This window comes from Pseudomonas sp. dw_612 (genome assembly GCF_018449725.1).
Taxonomy (GTDB): domain Bacteria; phylum Pseudomonadota; class Gammaproteobacteria; order Pseudomonadales; family Pseudomonadaceae; genus Aquipseudomonas.
On the sequence record NZ_JAAVVC010000006.1, the window covers coordinates 109,645 to 132,148 of the forward strand.

Genomic DNA, 22,504 nt, shown 5'->3' on the forward strand with positions numbered 1-22,504 from the left:
AACGCTGCCTCGCGCTGCTCGACAGCTGCTACATAGGCGGTTATTTCAACGCCGGATCCCCCATGTTCATTTTCTTCCACCCCTGCAACAACACCTGGGCCTTCGGTTCCTGCCCGTTCTCCAGGTAATACTGGATCAGCGACAACCGCGCATTGCGGTTCGCCGGTTGCACTTTCAACAACCTTTCCAGCTCTTCGCACGCCTCATCCACCTTGCCACTGTCATGCAACGCCACCGCCAGCACATACCCGTACTGCGCGCTCTGGGGTTCCAGGGTCGCGGCTTTGCGCAGCAACGGCATGGCTTGCGCGGTTTTACCCGCACGAATCAGCGACAGGCCTTGGGTGTGCAGCAACAGCGGTGCGTCCGGGTGATTCTTGACGCTCTGCTCCAGCAACGCTTGCGCCTCTTGCGCGCGGCCGTTGGCCTCCAGCCATTGCACCAACGTCACCAGCGCCGGGTAGAAGCCCGGATCACGTTTCAGGGCGGTGCGCAGCAGCGGCTCGACCTCGGTCGTACGACCGCTGGCCTGATACAACATCGCCAGGTTGAGGTTGGCTTCGGCGCGTTCCGCCAGGCTTTTCTGCACGTCCTCGTACTCGCCGATGGCCGCGTTCCAGTTGGCCTGGGCGCTGCCCAAACCATTGCGGGCGACACTCAGCAGGTCCCGGGCGGCGACGATTCGTACTGCCTTCACCGGATCCCCCAGCAACGGCGTCAGCAACGGCGCGCGCTCGGGTGGCGGCAGGAACGCACTGATCGCCCGCACCGCGCTTTCGCGCACTTGCGGCGCCGGGTTTTTCAGGTCTGCCGTCGCCAGTTTCAACGCTTGCTCGCTCGGGTACAGCGGCAGCTCGGCCAGCAGGGTCGCCCGTTGAATCGCTGGCAGGTTGCTGCGCTGCAACTGCTCGTGCAAGGCCTGCGCCGCCCCCGGTTGACCATTGCGGATCAGCCACAGGCTTTCGTCATAACGTGGCGCCTGAAGTTCGGTGGCCGTGTTCCAGAGCTTGAACTGCTCGGTGACCTTGTCCCCGGCCTTGCCCTGGTGGCAGGTCAGGCACGCGTCCGGCGTGCCGAGTTTTTTCGCCCGCTCAGGATTGGGAATGCTGAAGCTGTGGTCATGCCGGAAGTCGTTGCCCATGTAGAACTTGCCCGGCATGTGGCAATCCACGCACTGCGAACCCGGTTGACCCATGGTGTGGCGGGTGTGTTCGATGGAATCGTAGTTTTTCGCTTGCAGGCCCTTGCCATCGACGCCTTCCACCGCCGTCTTGCCGGCGGTGTTGTGGCATTGCAGGCACACGCCGTTGCCCGGTGCCTTCAGCTCGGTGCTGTGGGGGTTGTGGCAGTTGCTGCAACGCACGCCCTTGTCGAACATTTTGCTCTGGGCGAAGGAGCCGTGTTCGAACACTTCATCCTTGATCTTGCCGTCCAGTGCATACAGTTCGCGGGTAAGGGGGCTGGGCAGATAGTCGTCCATCAAGCGCTTGCCGACGGTGTAGCCATCGCCCAGTGGCGCGCGGCGCGAGTGGCAGCGGGCACAGGTTTCGAGCTCGACGGTAGCGTTCTTGTCCTTGAGGTCGACGGCAAACCCGGCGTGAATCAAATCACCTTTTTTTGCCGCCCATTCCAGGTGATTGGAGGCTGGGCCGTGGCAGGCCTGGCAGCCGACACCGAGGCTGTTCCAGTGGCTCGCAAAGGTGTTTTTCGTTGCATCGAAATTGCGCTTGTAGCCGGTGGTGTGGCACTCGACGCACATGAAATTAGCGTTCTGGCTCGGCTTGCTCCAGTGCAGCGGATTCTTGAAGTTCACGCCCTGGCCCGGATACAGATGAAACCAGCGGTGCTTCTCGGTATCCCACGCCACGCCCAAGGCTTGCAACCGACCCTCGCCAACCTCGATCAGGTATTGCTGGAGCGGGGCGATGCCGAAGGTGTAGGCGACTTTGAAGTCGGCATTCTTACCGTCGATTCCGGGTGTGTTAACCCAAAAGTCCTCACCCTTGCGCGAGAACAGCGTGGTCTCTTTTTCAGCCTTGAAGGTGACGTTGTTGAAGTCGCCCAGCATCGTCTCGGCCGTGGCCGGCTGCATCGCCAATTGGTGGTGCGAACCTTGCCAGTCCTTGACCTGCTCGGTGTGGCAGCCCTGGCATTGCTGCTCATCGACCATCGTCGCCGGGGCCACAGCCACCACCGGTTTAACCGGTTGCACGACGGGCGCGCTGACCGGCGCCGGCGTCGAAGGACGCGGCGTGCTGCTACTGAAAAGAAACCAGCCAATCGCCGCCACGGCCAGCAGCAAGACGCCGATGGTCACGGGAAACAGGTAACGGTTGATCAGGGTCGGGCGCGAATCAGGGTTTGGGTGGGCGGCTTTATTTTTATGCTTCGGCATTGCGACTTCCATAGTCCGAGTGCGTTGGCCGTTCAGGGCTCGCGTTGAAGCTCGATGCAGCTTTGCCGGATGGCACGCGTCTGTCAAATGAGGTTTGTGCGGTGTGCCACAGCCTTAGGTGAATCTTCGATGATGATGGCGGCACATTATTGATTTTTGTCTATAACTAATCAGGCACTTCTCGACCTCTTACAGGAGTTACAGCATGAAGCTTGCGTTAATGATGAGCACACTGTGCATCGCCTCGATCGGGGTGGTCGGCTGCTCCAGTAAAGTGGTCGAACCTGACCAGTATTCAGGGTTTCTCAAGGACTACAGCCAGCTCAAGGAAGCCAAGTCGCCGTCGGGCGCCGAGGTCATGCGCTGGATGGACCCTAAACTCAAAATCGATAAATTCACCAGCGTCTACATCGAGCCGACCCAGCTCTATCCCAAGCCGCAAGCGACTGTGAAAATTCCTCAAGCCACGCTCAACGGTATCACCGGTTATTACGACCAGGCACTCAAGCGCGAACTGGGTAAATCCCTGCCATTGGCCGCAGGTCCGGGGCCTGGGGTGATCGTGGTGCGCGCGGCCATTACGGCCATCAGCAGCAAGACCGAAGGCCTCAAGCCGTATGAAGTGATTCCGATTGCCCTGGTGGCGGCGGCGGTCAGTACAGCCAGCGGGATTCGTGATCAGGAAACGACCCTGGCTACCGAAGCGGTGTTCCTCGATGGTGGCAACAACACGGTGGTTGCCCAAGTGGTGCGCAAAGGCACCGGCAAACCGTTAGAGAACGACACTCAGGTGATGAAGGCGGATGACGTCAAAGGCGTGATCGATGGCTGGGCTTCGGATTTGCATCAGTCGTATCTGAAACTCAAGTCCAAGTAAAAGCCTAAAAGCTTCGCGAGCAAGCCCGCTCCCACATGGGATCTCTGGTGTACACGAAATGTGTGACCAAAACAGATTCACTGTGGGAGCGGGCTTGCTCGCGAAAGCGGTCTATCAGGCAAAGAATCACTCCCCGACAAACCACCGGTAATAAGGATTCCCCCCATCCCCACGCATCACCTCGCCAATGTCCCGCGCCCAGGCATCACGATCCCCGTCATAGGCATGCAAACTCGCCCGATAAAACTGCATCAAGCGCTGATGGTGCGCGTTCATTCGTTCGTTGAAGCCGTCATCGGCATTCACCAGCGGCGGCGCGACATACAAGTCGAGCAGCGCCGGCAATACGCGGCTGATCTCCTTGGCCCGCACCCACGGCGCGTACTCGATGCGCGGTTGATCGTCGGTCACAGGTGCCGCGTCAGCGGCGAAACGTTCCAGCCCCGCACGGCCCGTCACCCACGTCGCGAGCAACGCGGCAGCCGAGCCGATTCCCACATCCTGCAACGTACTGCGAACGCTGTCCTGCTGGTAGCGCTGGGTGATTTTCGCCGCATCCAGTTCGATCGGTTCCATCGAACCCACCAAGAGCATTTCGTGGAACTCGCTGGTCCACAGCGTCGCGTAAGGGAAGACGTCGAGGAAGCTGCGCACCAGTGAGCGCGAGTCGTCGATGTTCTGGGTCGGCAGCGGCAACCACTGGGCGACCAGACCGTTGTTCTCCAGGCGGCTGGCGGCCAATTGGTAGAAGTCCCGGGAGTAGAGGTTTACCACTCCGGCGGCGGAGGGCGGTGGCGGTTCGAGGGTGATCAGGTCGTAGGTCTGCGGGTTGCGCAGCAGTTCCTGGCGGCCATCGCGCAGGCGCACATCGACTCCCGGATTGCCGGCGGCATTGAAGTTGCCCTCGAACAGCGGCGCAGCCTTGACTACCGACGGCAGCAACTCGGCGACCACCCGATGTTCCAGCCCCGGATAACGGGTCAGGGCGCCGGCGGTGATGCCGGTGCCGAAACCGATCACCAGTGCCGAGCGTGGTTCGCCGTTGTGGATCAGCAGCGGCAACAGCGCCTGGATGCGCATGTAGCGCAGGGACGGCATGGCGTCACCGGTGTTGGAGACACCTTGGATGTACAAGCGCTGAAAGGCCTTCTTGCCCTTGCCCTGGGTGACCACCGCCACGGTGCCGCCGCGTCCCTCTTCGTAGAAGGCCAGGGTCGCATTGCGCGCGCCGGGCAGCAGGCTCGCGAGTTTGTTGACCGGGGTGAACACCGCCAGCGCCAGGGACAGTAGCCCGATCGCGACCACGGCCTGACGCCGGCCTTTCTTCACATGGTGACCTTTGCGCACCGCGAAATAACCGATCCCGGCGGCGACAATCGCCAGTAAACCGAGGGTGCGCACCAACCCCAGCAACGGGATCAGCAAGAAGCCGCAAAGCATCACGCCGACAATCCCGCCGAGGGTGTTGAACGCCACCACCGCGCCGACATCCTGGCCCACCCGCTCACGGCCCACGCTCAGGCGCAAGGCCAACGGAAACGCCGCGCCCAGCAGCAGCGTCGGCACAAACACGATGCTCAACGCCGCCACCGCAAATCGCGTGCTCATGCCCACCAGTTCACTGGCGCCCAACGACAATACCCAAGCTTCGGCGACGCTTTGCGCGACGATCAACCAGCGCCCGAGCAGAGCGATTTCCAGCAGGGCGATCAACCCCGCACCGGCAATCAACAACCCGAATACGCCCCAGGGATCGCGAATGCGTTCGACCCGCCGGGCCAGCAGCGCACTGCCGAGAAACAGCCCGGTGAGGTACGTCGCCAGCACCACGGCAAAGGCGTAGGTGCGGGTGCTCATGAACTGCACGATGGATTGCGACCACACCACCTCATAACCCAGGGCCACGCCGCCGGCGATGGAATACAGCCACAGGGCGAGGCGATCCGGTGCTTTGACCGCCTGTTGTTTCACAGGCGCGTCAGCCGCCAAGGGACGGTGGCGTTGGAACCACAGCGCACCGGCAGCGGCCAGCAGATTGAGCATCGCAGCGGCCAAGGCACTGCCACGTACGCCAAGGGTAGCGATCAGCACGAACGCCGCGAGCAGGGTGCCGGCGATGGCCCCGGCGGTGTTGGCCGCATACAACTGGCCGCCAGCCTTGCCCAGTTGTTGCGGATCGGTGGCCAGGGAACGCACCAACACCGGCAGCGTGCCACCCATCAGCAACGCCGGAATTCCCACCAGTGCAAACGGCAACACCCAGGCCAACAGGCCGACGTGCTGTTCCAGCCAGGCGAAGGGACTGGCGGCCATACTCATGGCGAACGTCGCGCCGACGCCGATCACGGCGACTAAAACCTCCAGCCCGAGATACAGCAAAACCGGCTGCTGCAAACGGTCCGCCCAGCGACCGAACAGCAAACCACCCAACGCCAGCCCAGCAAAAAATGCACTGATGCCGGTGGTGATCGCATACACCTCGACGCCCACCACCAGTGACAGTTGCTTGATCCACAACACTTGATACACCAGCGCTGCGGCGCCGGAGACGAACAGCAGCAGGGCGGGGATCAACAGCGCCGGGGAGGCGACGTGGGGGGCGGGTATGGCCGACGACTTGCTGGCGACACGTGAGGACATTGCGAGGGTGCCTTGTACAAAATTCGGATTCAATACAAACCGGCGTAGGAGCTGCCGAAGGCTGCGATCTTTTGATCTTTGGGGGCGGCATGATCGCTAAGATCAAAAGATCGCAGCCTTCGGCAGCTCCTACGCAAAGCGGGTTCGCCTTTCAAAAAATAAGTCCGCCCGCCAATGAAGGCGGGCAGCGGTCAAACGGTCTTACTGCGCAGCCGGTGCCGTTTTCATTTTTTCGGCGATTTTCGCATCCACCGCCGCACGGATCTGGTCAACACTGAAGCTGGCCGGTTTCTGGCTTGGCGGGTATTCGATGAACGTTTGCAGGAACTGCGCAGACTTGGTCACGGCTTGTGCGACCAGGTAGACGTTTTTGGTGGTCCAATCGTAATACTGATCGGAAACCACGTCGGCGCGTTCATACGGGTCCATCCGCAGGTTGAAGATTTTCGGCACACGCAGGCACACGAACGGTTCGCTCCATACCTTGAAACCGCCCGGTGCACGTTGTTCGCAGAACACCGCTTTCCAGTTGTCGAAACGCATCGATACCAGCACGCCGTCATCGTTGAAGTAGTAGAACTCCTTGCGCTCGCCTTTAGGCTGTTGGCCGGTCAGATACGGCAGTTGGTTGTAGCCGTCCAGGTGCACCTTGAAGTTGGCGCCCCCGGAAACCGGCGCCCAGCCTTTGAGCAGCTTGTCTTTCACACCGGTATCACCGGCCGCGGCCAGCAGGGTCGGGAACCAGTCCATGCCCGAGAACATTTCGTTGGAAACTTCCCCCGGCTTGACCTTGCCTGGCCAGCGAATCATCGCCGGCACGCGATAGGCGCCTTCCCAGTTCGAGTTCTTCTCGTTACGGAACGGCGTGGTCGCCGCGTCCGGCCAGGAGAACTGGTTCGGCCCATTGTCGGTGGTGTAGACGACGATGGTGTTGTCGGTGATTTTCAGGTCGTCGAGGGTTTTCAGCAGTTTGCCGACATCGCCGTCGTGCTCAAGCATGCCATCGGCATAGTCGTTGCCAGGCATGCCACTCTGGCCTTTCATGGACTCGCGCACATGAGTGAACAAGTGCATGCGCGTGGTGTTCATCCAGACGAAGAACGGTTTGTCCGCCTTGGCCTGTTTCTCGATGAACGCTTGCGCGGCGGCGGTGGTTTCGTCGTCGATGGTTTCCATGCGCTTGGTGGTCAGCGCGCCGGTGTCTTCGATCTTGCCGTCGGCGAAGCTGTGGATCACCCCGCGCGGGGAGTTGGCCTTGACGAACTCAGGGTCATCCTTGGGCCAGTATGGGCGCTCGGGTTCTTCTTCGGCATTGAGGTGATACAAGTTGCCGAAGAACTCGTCGAAACCGTGGTTGGTCGGCAGGTACTCGTCCTTGTCGCCCAAGTGGTTCTTGCCGAACTGGCCGGTGGCGTAGCCCTGGGACTTGAGTGCCTGGGCAATGGTGATGTCGCGTTTTTGCAGCCCCACGGTGGCGCCGGGAGCGCCGACCTTCGACAAACCAGTACGCAGCGGCGTCTGGCCGGTAATGAAGGATGACCGTCCTGCGGTGCAACTGTTCTCCGCGTAGTAGTCGGTGAACATCATGCCTTCCTTGGCAATCCGGTCGATGTTCGGAGTCTTGTAACCGACCACGCCCATGGAATAGGCACTGATGTTGGTCTGGCCGATGTCGTCGCCGAAAATCACGAGGATGTTGGGTTTTTCAGCGGCTCCGGCAGTTGCCGAAATCGCCATGACCGAGGCTGCCACCAGGGCGAGTTTCGGTAGCCATTTGCGTATGCGAGTCATCTGACTTGCTCCTTTTGCTCACTTGCGCCGCCTCATGGCGACAAACGTTTTTTGCAGTCCTGCGTCACGCTTTTGTTATTGCACTTGCTCGGGAGTGGCGGCCTCGAAGGGGTAGACTTTGCGCCATTCGGCGGCCATGTCCACGATAGTCCAGCCACGGGATTTTGCTTCGTCGAGGGCCTTGTCCAGCTTGCCGACCGGGGATTGGCGGTCATAGGCCCACTCGCGTTTGGCGTCGGTGTGATGCACCAGGCCCATGAAACGTTTGCCGCTGCCGGCGGCGGTCCACTGCAGCATTTGCAGGTCGCCGTCGGAATTGCCGAAAGCCAGGATCGGACGCCGGCCAATCACTGCGTCGATGGTTTCCGGTTTGCCCGGGCCGTCATCGTTATGGGCCAGTTTGGCGGTGCGCAGGATCGACGGCTGGCCGTCCTTGAGCTGATACGCGGTGACGAACGTGGTGCCGATCACTTGCTCCGGCGGGATGCCGTAGACCTTCTCGGCAAAGGCGCGCATGAACGCGGTGTCGCCACCGGAAACGATGTAGGTCTTGAATTGCTGGCTGCGCAGGTAATCGAGCATTTCCAGCATCGGCTGGAAGATCATCTCGGTGTAGGGCTTGCCGGTTTTCGGATGTTTGGCCTGGCTCAGCCAGGTCTTGGCGTAATCATCGAAGGCTTCGGTGGTCATGCCGGTGTGGGTGGCGCCGAAGATTTTCAGAATGCCTTCCATGCCCGCCGCCGCCAGTGCCTGGTGGTCGTTTTCCAGCACCGCTTTGAACGGTTGGGTGGTCTTCCATTCCGGGTGCTGTGGCGCGGTGCGCTTGACTTCGTCGAAGGCGAACAGCAACTCGAAATACGCCGGTTGTTCGCTCCACAGCGTGCCGTCGTTGTCGAACACGGCAATGCGTTCGGCGGGTTTGACGAAGTCCTTGCTGCTTTGATCGGTCACGGCCTGGACGAATTCGATGATGTTTTTCTTCGCCGGGCCGTCGTTCCACGAGGGCAGGGGTTCGTTGGCCTGGGCGAACAACGGCAGGGCCAAGGTCAGCAGTAGAGTCAGCCCGTAGCGGTGGCGGGGCGATAGCGGGTTCGTCATGGGAGGTCCTTCTCGTGAACGGGGTTGAGTGGCCGTAGCGCGGGAGGCGTTGGGGCCTGGTGGTGTTGGGCCTGACTATGCAGCGTAGCCAAGGATTGCTGGAGTTGGCGCAGCGCCTGATCTTCGGTCGGATGGCGCCCGTAACAGGCGCGCAGCAGGGTTTGCAGGCGAGGGCCGAGGTTGGTCAGTTTCAAGCCTTTGCGGCTGCGTCTGACCCACAGGTACAGCGCGCTGAATTGCGCCGGCCGTCCTTCGATTTGCCCCGGAATCTGCCGCCAGGCGCAGTCCGCCGATTGCAGCCATGCGGCGTGCCGGGCTTGGCGCCGGGCCTGCCAGCCGAGCCAGGCGCGATGGATAAACGGGCGGGCGAAGTAGCCGGCCAACGCCACGAGCAACAGCAGCGCAATGAGTCCCAGCCAATGCCCGGAGAGGTGCAGACGGCCTTGCTGGCCGAGCTTCTTCAGGTCTTCGTTGATGGAAAACACCGGGCGATAAGCGCTGTTGGCCGTCGCTTTAAAGGTAATGGCCGGCACTTGAGCGGTTCGGGTCTGCTGGGTGCCGCTGTCCCACCACTTCACCTCGATGGCGGGCAGGGTGTGGCTGCCCTCGGTGTCGATCCGGTAGGTCACGGTGTCGATCCGTTGCCCTGCGTTGAAGTTGCCGCGACCGTCGTCCAGGGAGCTGACCTGCGGGGCTTTTGGGTAGCGACTGAGGCCCTCGACTTCAGTCAATGTTGGCACTGGCAGCGACATCGCCAGGGCGCCGTCGGCTTGCAGGGTCAGTTGCCGGGTGAGGCTGTCGCCGACCTTCAACGGTGTGGCGGAGTTGACGGTTTTTTGCGTAAAGCGCAATCCGCTGGCCACCAGGACGGCCTCCCCGGCGTTGAACCCCGGCGGTTGCGCGGCGCTGAAGTGCAGCGGCTGGCTCTGCGCGCTCAACTCGGTGCTGGCCTGCGCAGGCTTGGCGCGCACGGTCAACGCCGGGATGTCGAAGCCCTGGGCCAGGTTCGGAGTGATCAGGTAGCTGTAGCGCATGCCGCTGAAGGATTTGCCGTCGAGGGTCTGGTTCAGGTGCTGCGCCTGGCCGTTGGGCGGCATCACCAAGGCACCGTTGAGCTTGAGATCGGGCAGGGTCGGGGCGTCGGTGAACCATGTGTCGGTGAGGACGTCGAGTTGCAGCTCGACGACGCTGCCGACCATGATTGAGGTGGTGGGTTGCAGGTGGGTCTGGACGCGGAGGTCGGGTTCGGCGGCGAGGGTATGGGTGCTGAACAGACAGACGAGTAAGGAGCAAAGTTTTTTTGTGACTAATCTGGCCTCATCGCGAGCAAGCTCGCTCCCACAGGGGATTTGTGGCATATGCAGGTCCAGTGTGGGAGCGAGCTTGCTCGCGAAGGCCGCGACGCGGTTTCGAAGGGTCATGGTTGATCCTGCAAACTGAACTTCTGCTTCAAAAATCTGGCCGGCGATGTCGTCAGGTTCTGCAACCACAACGCATCCGACGCCGCCTGCTCGGTCTGCACCGCTTTGCTCTGGCCCTTGCCCGGGGCCTTGTCCTTTTTGATCTCGTCGGGCTTGACCTCGGGGGTGTTCTGCTCGGCGCTGTCGGTGTCTTTCTGCAAGGCAATGGCTAGCGCCAGATTGGCCGTGGCTTCGGGGAATTGCGGCTGCAACTTCAACGCCTGGGTGTACGCGGCGATGGCCTGATCGAACTTGAAACGCTTCACGTAAATATTGCCCAGGTAGAAATACGCCTGGGGCGTTTCCTGCCGCGCAAAACTCGCCAGTGCCAAGTCGTAATCGGCGGCGTGGTAGGCGGCGATGCCTTTCCAGTACGGGTCGACAAACAGCGCCGCTGCCTGGGGTAAATGCCCATGTTCGAAGGCCCAACGACCTTGTTGATCCTGGGTGAAAAACGCGTCGGTCAGGGCATTGGCTTCGGCCGTGGTCGGTTGCAGGCCAATGCCCAGCGCCAGCAGCAAACCGGCCATCCAGTTCAGGCTCCAACCTTTGCGCACACTGAAAAACGCGATCAGCAGCAACGGCCAGCACAGCCAGTAACCGGCGTCTTTCCAGTGCAGTTCCCGCTGTTCATCACTGGCGCTTTGGAAATGTTGCCGGGCATGCAATTCGACCCAGTCCAGATCGTCGTTATTCAGGGTCAGGCTGCCCAGTGGTGCATCGAGTGCCGAGGCCAGTTGTTTGAGTGCAGCCTGATCGAAACTGCCCAGTACTGGACGGCCGTTGCTGTCGGTGCGCGGCTGGCCATTGGCGTCGTGGATGATGCCGCCGTCGTCACTGCCCACGGCGAGGATCAGCACTTGTAACTGGCTGTCATCGAGTTGTTTGTCGAGGCCGCTCAGTTGGGTTGTGTCCGCGCCATCAGTGATCAGCAACAACGTGCCCGGGGTTTTCTCGGCGGCCAGCAGGTGTTTGGCTTGCCCGATCACCGCTCCGACGTTTTTCCCCGACTTGGCGATCAGGTCGGTGCTTAGCGCCTGGATAAAGGTGTCGAGCAGCGCCGGGTCGTCGGTGGGCGGCAACACCAAGTGCGCGCTTCCGGCATAGGCGATCAAACCGCTGCGGGCCCCGGCGCGGCGCTGAATCAGGTCGTGGAGCTTGTGCTTCGCCGCTTCCAGGCGACTCGGCGGTACGTCGCTGGCGTCCATCGACGGTGACAGGTCAATGGCGATGATGAGCGGCGCGCGGTTCTCCAGGAAGTCCGGGCGATCCTGTTCCCAGGTCGGGCCCGCCGCGGCGAGGGCGCCAAGGAACAACACGGCGCACACCAGATGCGCCGGGCGCAGGCGCTGCTGATCCTGTGGCGTGATCAACAGGTGTGGCAGCAAGTGCTCGGCGATATTGCCACGCAAACGCCGCTGCAAGTCACGACTGCGGCGCCACAGCAGTGGCAGCAACCCGCCGAACAGCGCGAGCAACAGCCACAACGGACGCAGGAAATGGAAGTCGCTGAGGTTGATCTCCATCTCAGGCCTCCTGCCGCTGGCGGGCGAACGACAGCCGGGGACGGAGCAGGGCGCCCAGGTGATACAACGCCAGCAACGCAATCGCTGCACCCAACGGCCACCAGAACAGATCCCGTTTCGGCTGATGACTGAGGGTTTTCACCTGATGTGGAGTGAGTTTGTCGAGGGTGCTGTAGACCCGGTCCAGCGCCGTGCGGTCTTCAGCGCGGAAGAACTGACCGCCCGTGGCCTCGGCGATTTGCTGCAAGCCTTGCAGGTTGACCTTGGCTTCGCCCTCGGCGGTCGGATCGCCAATGCCGATGGTGTGAATCACCACGCCTTTGGCCGCCGCCATGGCCGCCGCGTGGTCCGGGGTGATCGCGCTGCTGGTGTCGTTGCCATCGGTGAGCAGGATCAGCACTTTCTCTTGTTCGTGGGCCTGATCCAGCAGCTTCAGGCTCAAACCGATGGCATCGCCGATGGCGGTGTTGGGGCCGGCCATGCCGATGCCGGTGTCATCCAGCAACAGCGACAGGCTGGTGTGATCGAGGGTCAGCGGCGCTTGCGGGAAGGCACCGCTGCCGAACACGATCAGGCCCAGGCGATCCTCTTTGCGCTTGTCGATAAAGCCGTGGACCACCTCTTTGACGGCGGCCAGACGATTGATCTTCTGGCCATTGGCGTCGGTGAAATCGGTGGTTTCCATGGACTGGGAAATGTCGATGGCGAGCATCAGGTCGCGCACCGGTTGCTGGCGTTCGATGGGTTTTTCGACAAAAACCGGCCGCGCCACCGCGACCAGCAACAAAACCCAGACCAGCAGATTCAACAACAACTGCCAGCGATTGTTACGGCTCCCGGCCTGGCTCGGCGCCTGGCCCACCGCCCGGCTCATGGCATTGAAAAACGGTACGCGCACCGCGCTGCGGGCCTCGCGATACGCGGGCAGGTAGCGGTAACCGAACCACGGCAACGGCAGCAGCACTAACAGCCAGGGGTAATCAAGCTGCCACATGATGGTGCTCCACCCAGAGTTTGCAGGTGTCGAACAACTGCTGGCGGTGTTCGGCCGGCAGGGCGCGCAGTGTGGCGTCCGGGGCGTAGGCCAGTTGGGCGAGTTGTTGGCTGAAATCGGCGGGTAAAGGCTTCGAACTATGCCGCTGCAGAAAGGCCTGCCACTCCTTCCCGCCTAATGCACCAATCCCCTGTGGGAGCGGACTTGCTCGCGAAGCGGCCCGTACATTCAAAATCAGTGTTGGCTGAACTGGCGCCTTCGCGAGCAAGCCCGGTCCCACAGGTTTTGCATTCCAGGTTGGGGAGGGGATTGAGAGGGCTACGCGTTTCAGCAGCTCCGGCAATTCACGCAGGGCGTTCAGGTCATCACTGCGCCTCTGCAGTTCAGCCAACCGCACCAACGCCTCCCGCCGATACCGATCCCGCCGCCACTGCCAAACCCTGCGCGCACTCACCAGCAGCACCGCCACCACCAGCAACCCGAGCAACACCCACCAACCCCACGTCTGCGGCGCATAACTGACCGGCGCGGGCAGGCCCAACTCCTTGAGTTGATCGATACTCGGGATATTCGGGTTCATCGGCGGCCGCCGCTGAATTTGCCCAGTTCAACCCGCAGCTGTTCGCGGGCCTCGGTGGCAGTGCTGAACATCATCAGCGGCACTTGGCTGCGGCGTAGCAGCGTGGCGACGTCCTTGAGCCGGCCGCTGAGAAAATCCACCAACGGCTCATGCACCCGGCGCTGTTCCACCGCCAGTTCCACTTGCAACTGGCCTTGGGTCACCAACAAGCGGCCGTTTTTCGGCAGGTTCAGGGCCAACGGGTCGTAGACCTGCATCGCGATGACATCGTTGTGCGCCGCCAGTTGCCGCATCAGTTTCAACGTGCGTTCGCCGGCCCCGGCAAAGTCGCTGACGATGCAGATCAAATGATCGTGCCCGGCCACGGCGAGGCAATGTTGCAGGACCTTATCGAGCTGATCCTCATCTTCGGCGTCCGGGTTGCCGGCGTTGAGTGCCTGATTCTGCTGGGCGATGCGGCTACACAGCGCTTCAAGCCGTTTGCGACTGCGCAGCGGGGCGATGCTGTCGATGCGCTGGTCGTTGAACACCAAACCGCCGACCCGGTCGCCGGCATTGAACACCATCCAGGCCGCCAACGCGCCAAGCTCAGCGGCGATGGCGGACTTGAAACTGCGCTGCGAGCCGAAGAACATCGACATGCGCTGGTCCACCAGAATCAACGCCGGGCGGTCGCGCTCTTCGGTGAAGGTGCGCACCACGGGTTTGCCGGTGCGCAGGGACGCGCGCCAATCCAGGTGCCGCAGGTCATCGCCGGGCTGATAGCGACGCAGCTCATCGAAATTCAAGCCACGGCCACGCAAGCGCGAAGCATGGTTGCCGGCGAGGATGCTGCCCTGAGGCTGGCGCGCGAGGAAGCTCAGGTCACGGGCCTTGAACTCCAGTGCCATCAACTGCGCCAGAGAGACATAGACCCGACCGTCCGCGTTCATGCGGGAATCGCCACTTTGTCGAGCAAACGGTCGAGCACTTGATCCGCCGTCACGCCATCGGCTACCGCGTCGTAGCTCAGTTGCAGACGATGGCGCAGCACCGGGTGCACCACGGCGCGCACGTTGTCCGGTGACACGAAATCCTGCCCTTGCAACCAGGCGTCGGCGCGGGCGCAACGGTCCAGGCCGATGCCGCCGCGAGGACTGGCGCCAATGGCGATCCAGCGCCCGAGGTCGGCGTCGTAATCCTCCGGGTGGCGCGTGGCGTTGATCAGGTCGATCAAATAGGTGTCGATGGCCGGCGACACATGAATGCCGCTGACCTCCCGGCGTGCGGCAAAAATCACGTCTTGTGACAGCGCAAAACCCGGCACCGGCGCCGTCTTGGCGCCCAGCGCAAACTCTTCTTCACGCAGCAGTCGCAGCACCTGGCTTTCGTTTTCGGCGCTGGGGTAATCCAACAGCACTTTCATCAGGAAACGGTCCATCTGCGCTTCTGGCAACGGATAAGTGCCTTCCTGCTCGATCGGGTTCTGGGTTGCGACCACGATAAACAGCTCCGGCAACACATGGCTGTTGCCGGCCACGGTGATCTGCCGTTCTTCCATGGCTTCGAGCAATGCCGCCTGAACCTTGGCCGGGGCGCGGTTGATTTCATCGGCCAGGATCAAGTTGCCGAACAGAGGTCCGGGCTGGAAGCGGATTTCATTTTTGCCTTCGACCTGGTGCAGCACCTCGGCACCCGTGATGTCCGACGGCAGCAAGTCCGGGGTGAACTGGATGCGACTCATCTTCGCATCCAGGTGTTTGGCCAGGGCCTTGACCGTGCGGGTCTTGGCCAGGCCGGGCAGGCTTTCCAGGAGTAAATGGCCGTTGGCCAACAAACCGAGCAGGATCTGCCGGATGACTTGATCCTGGCCGAGCACCGATTCCGCGATGCTGGCTTGCAGGGCGTTGAGATCGTTGAGTGCGGTCATGTTTACGGTCCCTCGTTCACAACATGAAGGTCGGAATGAATGACAAACGGAAATTCCAGCGGCTGCTGATCAGGTCGTCGCGGTGGTTGGTCAATCTGGAACCGTTGGCCATCTCTGGTCACTCCTCAGAAAAACGCCAAAGTCAGGTTGACGCTGAAACCGTTACCCTCAGGGCGGTTCTTGGTGTCGAACTCCGGCACCCAGCGCGCACTGAGGCTGGCCTGGGTGTCGGCGAATTTCCCGGCCCAGCCCACCACCGGTCCGGCGCCCACGGAACGCCCGCGAAAGCCGTTGAGCGAGTCGGCTGTCTGGCCCTTGTCGTCGGTCACCTGTTGGATGTAACCCGCTGCCAGGCCTGCGTTCCAGCCATTGCCGAAACCGTGGGTCCAGAGCGCATCGAGGGTGAAGAGGTTGCCGTTGCGATAATCGGTGGCGGTGTTTTCGGTGTAGAACTCCAGCCCGCCGGACAGGGTGAATTCGCCGCCCTTGCCGTCCAGGTGAGTGAAGGCGACGGTGGGCATGAACGTGTAATTGTTCTGGCCCGGGTTGGCCAGGCGATCGTCGTTGTAGGCGCCGGTCGGGATGTAGATCGGAAGGGAAAACGAGATGTGGTTGAGCGCATCGAAGTGATAGCCGGCCGCGATCGGGGTCACCAGCATGTCGGCGAACTGGGTGCCGGTGTCTTCGGTGCCCAGCGTCCGGCCACGAGGCCCGGTGATGCTGATGCTGACGTCGGTGTATTGCACCGGCACGCCAATCGCCGAAGCGTAGTTCCACGCGCCTTTGCCGGTGTCCCAGACATGGGTGAAGTTGGCCATGGTGTAGGAGACTTTCATGTCCAGCCCGACACCCACCGCGCCGGACAGTGGCACCGGTTTACTGCCCTTGAGGCTGCCGTCGTACCAGATGCTGGTCAGGGACGTGACCCAACCCGGTTCCGGCGGCACGATCCCCGCGCTGTTGAACACTTGCTGGCCGGTGATTGGCCGGCCGACGCCGCCTTCAGCCGCCATTACCATCGGGCTGCAACCCACCACCAGCACGGCCAGCAATGGCCGAAAATCGTAATCCCTACCCATGAGAACGGCTCCGGTCATGGTCGTTTCGTTGTGTGTTTGTCGCGCGTGTAGCTATTGGCTGATCGGCGTCAGCAACGGAATCTGCCACTGGCCGTTGACCATTTCCGGCTTCGGCAGGTAGACCCGCAGTACGGCATAAAACGGTCCGTGGGGGGCTGGCAGCCAGTTGCTTTTCTGGTCGCCGACCGGCTCGGAATGCTGCACGTACAGCGTCAGCCCGCCGTCAGCGTCACGCTTGAGCTTGGGCAACATCCGCGAATTGATCAGGTAGCGCTTCATGTGATTGGCCACCAGCAACTTGGTCTTGCCGTCGTACATCGTCAGCGACCAGAAGGCGTCGGCCGGCGGCAGTTCGTCCTTGTTGAAGTGCAAGGTGTAACTGTGGCGGGCGCCGTTGACCGGTTTGCCCTGGTTGTCGACGAAGTAACCGATGTAATTCGCCTCTTCGGCGGAGTTGCCGAAGATCCCCATGTTGGCGCCGGCATAGCGGTACAGGTAGTTGCCGTTGAGGTGATCGCGGGTTCCGAAAAAGTCGCCGCTAGTGACTTGATGGGTGTCGACCTTGTCCTTCTTGAACTGGGCGAATTCAGCCTTGGCATCGCTGATGCCGTCCTCCAGCGCCTTGCGTTGCTCAGCGGTGAGGGCGACGAGTTTGAACGGCTGGCCGCCGACGATGCCGATCTTGGCGAAGCGTGCGAGCAGGTCTTTTTCCACGTCCTGGGGCGGGGCGAAACCGAGCATGAAACTCAGGTAGCGGAACAGGTCAGGGGTGTCGCTCATGTCGGCGGTCGGCTTCGGCCAATCGACCTTCGGCGGGTTGGGCGGCGCCTTTTGCTTGAGGTACTGACTCAAGGTTTGAACCTTGTAGGCGTTCTGTATCAGCTTGACCTTGGCCAGGTCGGCATTGTCGAACAACTGCGTGCGATACAACGCGTAGGCGATGTTGCTTTCGCTGCGCACCAGCCGATCGATGTTTACCGGTTGCTGACCTTGCCAGTCCGGGCCGGCCACCATGAAAGTGCCGCCCTTGTTGCCGGTGCTGCGGGTGCCCAGATACGCAAAGTTCTGCGTGTAGAGGTCGATCAGCTGCACCGAGTAGTAACGGTTTTCCGCGATGGGCGGGAGGGTCAGCACCACCGGTTCGGCGCGCAGGTCCATCCAGACGAAGGAGTAGGGCGTGTCGGAATTGGGCGTGACAAACGCGGTGTCCGCCGGGGTGAAGACCTTGGCGGTGTTGCCGATCCTGTTGAACGGCGCCTTGAAATTCGCCCCGGCCTTGTCCACCGCTTGGGTGTAGAGGGTCTTGTACATCTCCACCACCGGGAAACCGTACAGGTAGGCTTCCTTGGCGATGCCCCGGGCTTCTTCCGGGGTGGCGCTGAAATCGGCCCAGGCGCTGCAACTCAGCAGGAGAGAGAGGCTGGCGAGTATCAGACGTGGGGCGTTCTTGACGCGCATAAGGTGTCCTTTGTATTGAATGATGCTCAACTCCTGTGGGAGCGGGCTTGCTCGCGAAGGCGTCGTGTCAGTCGATATCTGTGTTGGCTGATACACCGCTTTCGCGAGCAAGCCCGCTCCCACAGGGGACCGAGTGATGTCAGGCATGAGCTGTCACTCCACACCCGCAAGGTCATCAAGCTTCCAGCTCTTGTCGAAATAAGCCTCAGTCGGCGCATACAAGCGGAAGTAGCTGAACCAGTGTTTACCCGGCACCGTTTGCACCCAGTTGCTCTCGAACCCCTTGGGCGCGGTTGGGCCGAAGTACAGGTCCACCGAGCCGTCGGCATTCTTTTTCAGGTCCTGGCGGGATGACAGGTCGGCCTTGCGCTGCGGGTTGTCGATCAAGGTGCGGGTGCCGATGTCATACACCGTCATCGACCAGAACTGCTTGGCCGGCGGGTTGGCACCGACGTGCAGGCGATAGTTCTTGCCGCCGTCGAGCCAGTTACCCTTGGCGTCGGTGTAGGCGCCAAGGTAGGTCTGGCCCAGGCCCGGCGTCTTTGAAACCATGCCTTTGGTGTTGGTCACCGCTTCGTAGAACCAGGCGCTGCGCTCCCATAACTGGTCGTAGTAAGCGACGCGTTGCGACGGCTCGGCGATGTTCAGCACGGTGTCCCACTGCCGGTCCTTCCAGTACTGCGCATCCGGGAAGCGCTTGGCGAAGGTGTTGGCCTTGGCGATCAACTCGCCGACCTGGGCACCTTGCTCCAGCGCCTTGCGCTGATTGTCGTTGGGGTTGAACGGCTTGTCTTTTTCAATGCCCAGGCTGGCAAGCATCGCCATGTAGAAACGGTCGCGCTCGTTGACCGGTTCTTTCTGGATAATCTGGTGCAGACGCTCCCAGTACGCCAAACCTCCCGGCTGGGTGCCGGACCAGGCCTTGCCGCCCGGGGACAGCAATTTGGTTTTTCCCGGCGAGGCGCGTTGGGCGTAGGGGTACATCTTGAATTGTTCGACCAGCGCCTTGCCCTTGGCCGGGTCGGGATCGAGCACGCGAAAGCCCACCAGCACGTTCATGGTTTCCGACTTGGCCAGGTAATACTTGCCGGCATCGGCCGGCGGTTCGGCGCCCGGTGGCAGCACCAGGTATTTGCCACCCTTGCCTTTGTCGGGGCCGGTCTGGCCCATGTCGATGATTGCCCGTTGCCAGAAATCACCGATGCCGCCAGCGGTCGGGCCGGGTGGCAACTCGATCACCAATGGGCCGGTTTCATTCAGGTCGACGAAGCCGAGAATGTACGGCGTGGTGGCATTGGCGGTGATCACGCCGAGCTTGTCTTCGTAACTGTTGAGCATCATCAAGTCGCCGCTGTGGGCGCCGAGTTTGTCGCGAAATTCTTCCTGCCATTGCGCGTAGGACACCAGCGGCAAGGCCCATAAATAACTCTGGGTTGCTTGCTGGAAATCCAGTTCGGCGTAGAGCGTGGCGATGGCGTCACGGGCCGGCAGATCGCCTTCCATGGCCACTTTGCCAATGCGCGTGTCGAGGTCCTGGGCTTGCGCTTGCGCGCCCACGCCGCAACTGACGAACGTCGCCATGATGCTGAAACCGGCGGCACGCAGTGCTATGTGCATATGAAAGTCCTCATTTGCCGAAGGTGACGTTGATCCCGGCGAACAACGTGAACTGCGGCAAACCATCGCCTTTGCGTTCCACGGTCCATTGGGGTTCAACGAAAGCGTTGAAAATGTTGGTCCCGGATTTCCAGACCTTGCCGCCCCCGAAGCCGATGGGGATGTAATGGGTGTTGTTTTTCAGGTCGAGGGTCCAGGTGCCGGTCGAGCGCAGGTACCAGCCTTTGGGCAGGTTATGCATGATGAACGGCTGCATCGTTGCGGTTTCGACATGGGCGCGATCATGGTCGCCAGCGAATGAACTCTGGTACTGCACCAGCGCACCCAGCAGGCCACGGGGGGAGGCGTCGATGGCGACAGCGGCCAGTCCGGCCTGCCATTTTCCGGTGCCCAACTCATCTTGTTCGGCGGTGGGCGCGGTGATCTGCGGGCCGATGCCCAACTGCACGCCTTCGGTCTTGATCAGGAAAATGTCGAACAGGTTCAGGTCGCCGATGCCGGTGCTGTAACCGTTATGCGGGTCGGGGCGGGTGCTGATCGGCAGGGTGGCACGCAGTAACTGCGGTACGCCGATGAAATCGTTGGCGGCTACCGGCAGGGTGCCACGCAGCAACGCGTCATTGGTGTGGACGTTGGTGTCGAAGAGTCTGGGTGTGTAGTAATCCTGCAGGTTGGCGCCCGGTGCGAGGTTCAGCGGGTTGTTACTTTTGTTGGCTTCCTCGGCATTATCGGCCTGAGCACAAAAGGCAGACGTCGTTAGCGCCGCCAGCAAACAGGCGTGCGCTCCCTGGTTTTTCGACATGATTCCCCCGGTTCCTTGGTGGCTCAGTGGACGAACTTGGCCATATTTTTGGCCTTTACTGCGTAGTCTTTTTCCGGTCAAGCCTGTAGGACGCGTGAGTTGAAGCTAGCAGCTAACCGCCAGTTATCCAGTCGAACGGATTAATTCTTCGGTTTTGTGCATGGGTTGGCGTTTTTTTCTATGTACTGGAAAGTTAATAAGAAACAGTAGGTTGCAGACGGGAAGTGAGGAAGGTTGTGAGGTTTTCGGCGGTTTTATTGGGTGAGCCGGGCACAAATGCTGGGGCCGCTGAAGATCCCTTGTGGGAGCGGGCTTGCTCGCGAAGGCGTCGTGTCAGGCAACAACTTTATTGACTGGACGGCCGCCTTCGCGAGCAAGCCCGCTCCCACAGGGAGTTAGCTGTTCAGGTGCATCGAGGCGATCCAGTATTCGGTTATTTCTAGTACTTTTTTTCATGACTGTTATCGAAAAAAAGTATGAATGACTGTCAACTCTGACAGTCGTTGAGCTTTAACGATATGTGTAACCTCGGCTCTGGCAGCTTGATAGGTAATAGGTATTTGTCAAGTTTCAGGGTGTTGATAAGGAGGTCATAGTCATGACCGATACAATGATTCTGGAAAATGAACTCGAGCCAAAGTCAGGTGGTTACAAAGATTTTGTGGTTGAGCGTTCAGAGTTTGAACAATATCATTTTCGAGGTGGGGCTCGGGTGGAGTGGACTATTAATGGTGGAAGTATCACCCTCTCTACTACAAGGTATGGAATCAGCATTTACACTGGCCGAGGCGGAAACAATGCCAATGTCATTGTTACTGCGGGGGGCAGACAGTTGTGGGAGAAAACGGATTGTCGTCAGGATGGTGTATGGCATAGTTGGGTCAATTCTACGACCTTCGCTTACTCCGGCTCTCTGACGGTGAAAGTGGAGATTATATTTGACAGAAGCGGTGCCGGTGATCCGCGAGGTAGCGAGTCATTTACAATTCAAGGTTAATAAAATCAATGCAAGGATGTGACGGCAAAATTGATAAAAAATCACTTGCGCCGAATGATGAGGTTTAAAAGAAGTATTTTACCTGGAGGGTTTCGAAGCTCACCCATTCCATGAGAGCGGGTGAGCTTCGACTATTTGAGGTGAGGAAAACTGTTCTTATTTAGAGGGTTCGAGATTCACAGCCTTCGATAACTTTCTGGCCCCCATTTAGACAATCCTTTAGCGAGAGCTGATCGCGCGCTGTTTCGGCCGATTCAGAGCTTCTTCGCCTGCGCCCGAATGCGTTCTTCCTGCTCGCGCAACTCAGGCGTGAACTCGGCGCCGAAATCCTCGGCCGCGTACACCGGGCGAATCTCGATCTCGGCCTCTGTCCCGGGCATCGGATTCGGGCAACGCTTGACCCATTCGATGGCTTCTTCTTTCGACTTCACGTCCCACAACCAATAGCCGGCAATCAACTCCTTGGTTTCGGCGAACGGGCCGTCGATCACCGTGCGTTTGTCGCCGGAGAAGCGCACCCGGGCGCCTTTGCTGCTAGGTTGCAGACCGTCGCACGAAAGAAGGATGCCGGCCTTGGCCAGTTCCTCGTTATAGTTGCCCATCGCGGTCAGCAGCTCCTCAGTGGGCATCACGCCGGCCTCGGAGTCCGGGCTGGCTTTCACAATGATCATGAATTGCATGGTGTTATCTCCGCTGGAGGTGAGTGATTCACTGCCTAGTCGAATGGCCGTTTGCGGAATCGACAAATTCTTCGACATTATTTTCGTTATTTAGTATTCCTGCGCTACGACGCCACTCGTCAATGGAATGCCCATGCCCGTTCTGGAACTCACCACCCTGATCCCCGACCGCGCCCCCGCGCAGGTCCTCGATTTCTGTCTGGAAGGCGTCAACTTCCCGAAAATCTTCCCCGAACGCATCACGCCACTGGGCGATATCGACATCAACAACCTGCGCATCGAAGCCGGTCGCCAGTTCCGTTTCCGGCACTGGATGCTCAATGTCATTCCGTCGAACTGGACGGTGGTGATTCGTGAAGTCAGCGACACGCATTTCATCGACGAAATGCTCAAGGGCCCGATGGCAGCCTTTCGTCATGAACACCGGGTGGCGGCGGGAGAGGGCGGTACGCTATACACCGACCGCGTGACCTATGCGGCCACCGGCGGCGCAGCGGTGGAGTGGTTGCTGGTCAATGCCTACATGCGGCGGATTTTCGAGGCGCGGCACCGCAATATGTTGCGGTTGCTGAAATAGTTCGGTGTACACGCAACCCTTGTG

At 60.7% G+C, this 22,504-nt stretch carries 18 protein-coding genes and 1 pseudogene; 4 read left to right on the plus strand and 15 right to left on the minus strand.

The window, feature by feature from the left end; genetic code table 11:
- Window positions 1–40: 40 nt before the first annotated feature.
- Window positions 41–2,395 carry a tetratricopeptide repeat protein gene (locus HB680_RS11905; RefSeq protein WP_213938776.1) on the minus strand — a complete coding sequence of 785 codons (2,355 nt, stop codon included), beginning with the start codon at window positions 2,393–2,395 and terminating at the stop codon, window positions 41–43.
- 205 nt (window positions 2,396–2,600) lie between these two features.
- Between HB680_RS11905 and HB680_RS11910 the strand changes: the two genes are divergently transcribed.
- Entirely contained in the window at window positions 2,601–3,272 is a 672-nt protein-coding gene (locus HB680_RS11910) for a DUF3313 domain-containing protein (protein ID WP_213938777.1), read from the plus strand.
- A gap of 126 nt (window positions 3,273–3,398) precedes the next feature.
- Here the strand turns inward: HB680_RS11910 and HB680_RS11915 are convergent, their stop codons facing one another.
- The 11 genes from HB680_RS11915 to HB680_RS11965 all read right to left on the minus strand — a co-directional run bounded on the left by HB680_RS11915 (window position 3,399) and on the right by HB680_RS11965 (window position 17,807).
- Window positions 3,399–5,912: a fused MFS/spermidine synthase gene (locus tag HB680_RS11915; protein WP_213938778.1), complete on the minus strand. Its 2,514-nt coding sequence runs from the start codon at window positions 5,910–5,912 to the stop codon at window positions 3,399–3,401.
- 201 nt (window positions 5,913–6,113) lie between these two features.
- Complete coding sequence (locus HB680_RS11920; RefSeq protein WP_213938780.1) at window positions 6,114–7,703, minus strand: arylsulfatase; 1,590 nt, start codon at window positions 7,701–7,703, stop codon at window positions 6,114–6,116.
- Between the two features lie 75 nt (window positions 7,704–7,778).
- Window positions 7,779–8,801, minus strand: coding sequence for an HAD family hydrolase (locus HB680_RS11925; RefSeq protein WP_213938782.1), 1,023 nt, complete (start codon window positions 8,799–8,801; stop codon window positions 7,779–7,781).
- Window positions 8,798–10,222: a BatD family protein gene (locus tag HB680_RS11930; protein ID WP_213938784.1), complete on the minus strand. Its 1,425-nt coding sequence runs from the start codon at window positions 10,220–10,222 to the stop codon at window positions 8,798–8,800. Before HB680_RS11930 ends, HB680_RS11925 begins: the two co-directional genes overlap by 4 nt.
- Window positions 10,219–11,787, minus strand: coding sequence for a VWA domain-containing protein (locus HB680_RS11935; protein WP_213938786.1), 1,569 nt, complete (start codon window positions 11,785–11,787; stop codon window positions 10,219–10,221). Before HB680_RS11935 ends, HB680_RS11930 begins: the two co-directional genes overlap by 4 nt.
- 1 nt (window position 11,788) lies before the next feature.
- On the minus strand, window positions 11,789–12,781 hold the full coding sequence (locus tag HB680_RS11940) for a VWA domain-containing protein (protein WP_213938787.1): 993 nt from the start codon (window positions 12,779–12,781) through the stop codon (window positions 11,789–11,791).
- Entirely contained in the window at window positions 12,768–13,361 is a 594-nt protein-coding gene (locus HB680_RS11945) for a DUF4381 domain-containing protein (RefSeq protein WP_213938789.1), read from the minus strand. Before HB680_RS11945 ends, HB680_RS11940 begins: the two co-directional genes overlap by 14 nt.
- A complete protein-coding gene (locus tag HB680_RS11950; RefSeq protein ID WP_213938791.1) occupies window positions 13,358–14,293 on the minus strand; it encodes a DUF58 domain-containing protein in 936 nt (311 codons plus the stop codon). The genes HB680_RS11945 and HB680_RS11950 overlap by 4 nt, the downstream gene beginning before the upstream one ends.
- Window positions 14,290–15,270: a MoxR family ATPase gene (locus HB680_RS11955; RefSeq protein WP_213938793.1), complete on the minus strand. Its 981-nt coding sequence runs from the start codon at window positions 15,268–15,270 to the stop codon at window positions 14,290–14,292. The genes HB680_RS11950 and HB680_RS11955 overlap by 4 nt, the downstream gene beginning before the upstream one ends.
- 125 nt (window positions 15,271–15,395) lie before the next feature.
- Window positions 15,396–16,367, minus strand: coding sequence for a transporter (locus HB680_RS11960; RefSeq protein ID WP_256735517.1), 972 nt, complete (start codon window positions 16,365–16,367; stop codon window positions 15,396–15,398).
- A gap of 33 nt (window positions 16,368–16,400) precedes the next feature.
- Window positions 16,401–17,807, minus strand: coding sequence for a DUF1254 domain-containing protein (locus HB680_RS11965; RefSeq protein WP_213938795.1), 1,407 nt, complete (start codon window positions 17,805–17,807; stop codon window positions 16,401–16,403).
- 35 nt (window positions 17,808–17,842) lie between these two features.
- On the opposite strand from HB680_RS11965, the pseudogene HB680_RS32745 reads away from it, so the two are divergent.
- A pseudogene (locus HB680_RS32745) lies at window positions 17,843–17,932 on the plus strand (metal ABC transporter ATP-binding protein); the annotation flags it as partial.
- A gap of 28 nt (window positions 17,933–17,960) precedes the next feature.
- Here HB680_RS32745 and HB680_RS11970 read toward each other — a convergent pair.
- The gene (locus tag HB680_RS11970; RefSeq protein ID WP_213938797.1) at window positions 17,961–19,424 is read right to left on the minus strand and encodes a DUF1254 domain-containing protein; all 1,464 of its coding nucleotides are present in this window, start codon (window positions 19,422–19,424) and stop codon (window positions 17,961–17,963) included.
- A gap of 10 nt (window positions 19,425–19,434) precedes the next feature.
- The gene (locus HB680_RS11975) at window positions 19,435–20,226 is read right to left on the minus strand and encodes a hypothetical protein (protein ID WP_213938799.1); all 792 of its coding nucleotides are present in this window, start codon (window positions 20,224–20,226) and stop codon (window positions 19,435–19,437) included.
- Between the two features lie 598 nt (window positions 20,227–20,824).
- Between HB680_RS11975 and HB680_RS11980 the strand changes: the two genes are divergently transcribed.
- Entirely contained in the window at window positions 20,825–21,223 is a 399-nt protein-coding gene (locus HB680_RS11980) for a hypothetical protein (RefSeq protein WP_213938801.1), read from the plus strand.
- Between the two features lie 254 nt (window positions 21,224–21,477).
- On the opposite strand, the gene HB680_RS11985 is transcribed toward HB680_RS11980, so the two are convergent.
- Window positions 21,478–21,903: a YciI family protein gene (locus HB680_RS11985; RefSeq protein ID WP_213938803.1), complete on the minus strand. Its 426-nt coding sequence runs from the start codon at window positions 21,901–21,903 to the stop codon at window positions 21,478–21,480.
- Between the two features lie 133 nt (window positions 21,904–22,036).
- Here HB680_RS11985 and HB680_RS11990 point away from each other — a divergent pair, with 133 nt between their 5' ends.
- Entirely contained in the window at window positions 22,037–22,480 is a 444-nt protein-coding gene (locus tag HB680_RS11990) for a polyketide cyclase (RefSeq protein WP_213938805.1), read from the plus strand.
- Window positions 22,481–22,504: the final 24 nt, after the last annotated feature.

Coding starts and splice junctions, on each gene's coding strand:
- HB680_RS11930 (WP_213938784.1), bottom strand. CDS start 10,222: ATGACCCTTCGAAACCGCGTCGCGGCCTTCGCGAGCAAGCTCGCTCCC.
- HB680_RS11950 (WP_213938791.1), bottom strand. CDS start 14,293: ATGAACGCGGACGGTCGGGTCTATGTCTCTCTGGCGCAGTTGATGGCA.
- HB680_RS11925 (WP_213938782.1), bottom strand. CDS start 8,801: ATGACGAACCCGCTATCGCCCCGCCACCGCTACGGGCTGACTCTACTG.
- HB680_RS11940 (WP_213938787.1), bottom strand. CDS start 12,781: ATGTGGCAGCTTGATTACCCCTGGCTGTTAGTGCTGCTGCCGTTGCCG.
- HB680_RS11920 (WP_213938780.1), bottom strand. CDS start 7,703: ATGACTCGCATACGCAAATGGCTACCGAAACTCGCCCTGGTGGCAGCC.
- HB680_RS11945 (WP_213938789.1), bottom strand. CDS start 13,361: ATGAACCCGAATATCCCGAGTATCGATCAACTCAAGGAGTTGGGCCTG.
- HB680_RS11910 (WP_213938777.1), top strand. CDS start 2,601: ATGAAGCTTGCGTTAATGATGAGCACACTGTGCATCGCCTCGATCGGG.
- HB680_RS11975 (WP_213938799.1), bottom strand. CDS start 20,226: ATGTCGAAAAACCAGGGAGCGCACGCCTGTTTGCTGGCGGCGCTAACG.
- HB680_RS11960 (WP_256735517.1), bottom strand. CDS start 16,367: ATGACCGGAGCCGTTCTCATGGGTAGGGATTACGATTTTCGGCCATTG.
- HB680_RS11985 (WP_213938803.1), bottom strand. CDS start 21,903: ATGCAATTCATGATCATTGTGAAAGCCAGCCCGGACTCCGAGGCCGGC.
- HB680_RS11915 (WP_213938778.1), bottom strand. CDS start 5,912: ATGTCCTCACGTGTCGCCAGCAAGTCGTCGGCCATACCCGCCCCCCAC.
- HB680_RS11965 (WP_213938795.1), bottom strand. CDS start 17,807: ATGCGCGTCAAGAACGCCCCACGTCTGATACTCGCCAGCCTCTCTCTC.
- HB680_RS11905 (WP_213938776.1), bottom strand. CDS start 2,395: ATGCCGAAGCATAAAAATAAAGCCGCCCACCCAAACCCTGATTCGCGC.
- HB680_RS11935 (WP_213938786.1), bottom strand. CDS start 11,787: ATGGAGATCAACCTCAGCGACTTCCATTTCCTGCGTCCGTTGTGGCTG.
- HB680_RS11980 (WP_213938801.1), top strand. CDS start 20,825: ATGACCGATACAATGATTCTGGAAAATGAACTCGAGCCAAAGTCAGGT.
- HB680_RS11990 (WP_213938805.1), top strand. CDS start 22,037: ATGCCCGTTCTGGAACTCACCACCCTGATCCCCGACCGCGCCCCCGCG.
- HB680_RS11970 (WP_213938797.1), bottom strand. CDS start 19,424: ATGCACATAGCACTGCGTGCCGCCGGTTTCAGCATCATGGCGACGTTC.
- HB680_RS11955 (WP_213938793.1), bottom strand. CDS start 15,270: ATGACCGCACTCAACGATCTCAACGCCCTGCAAGCCAGCATCGCGGAA.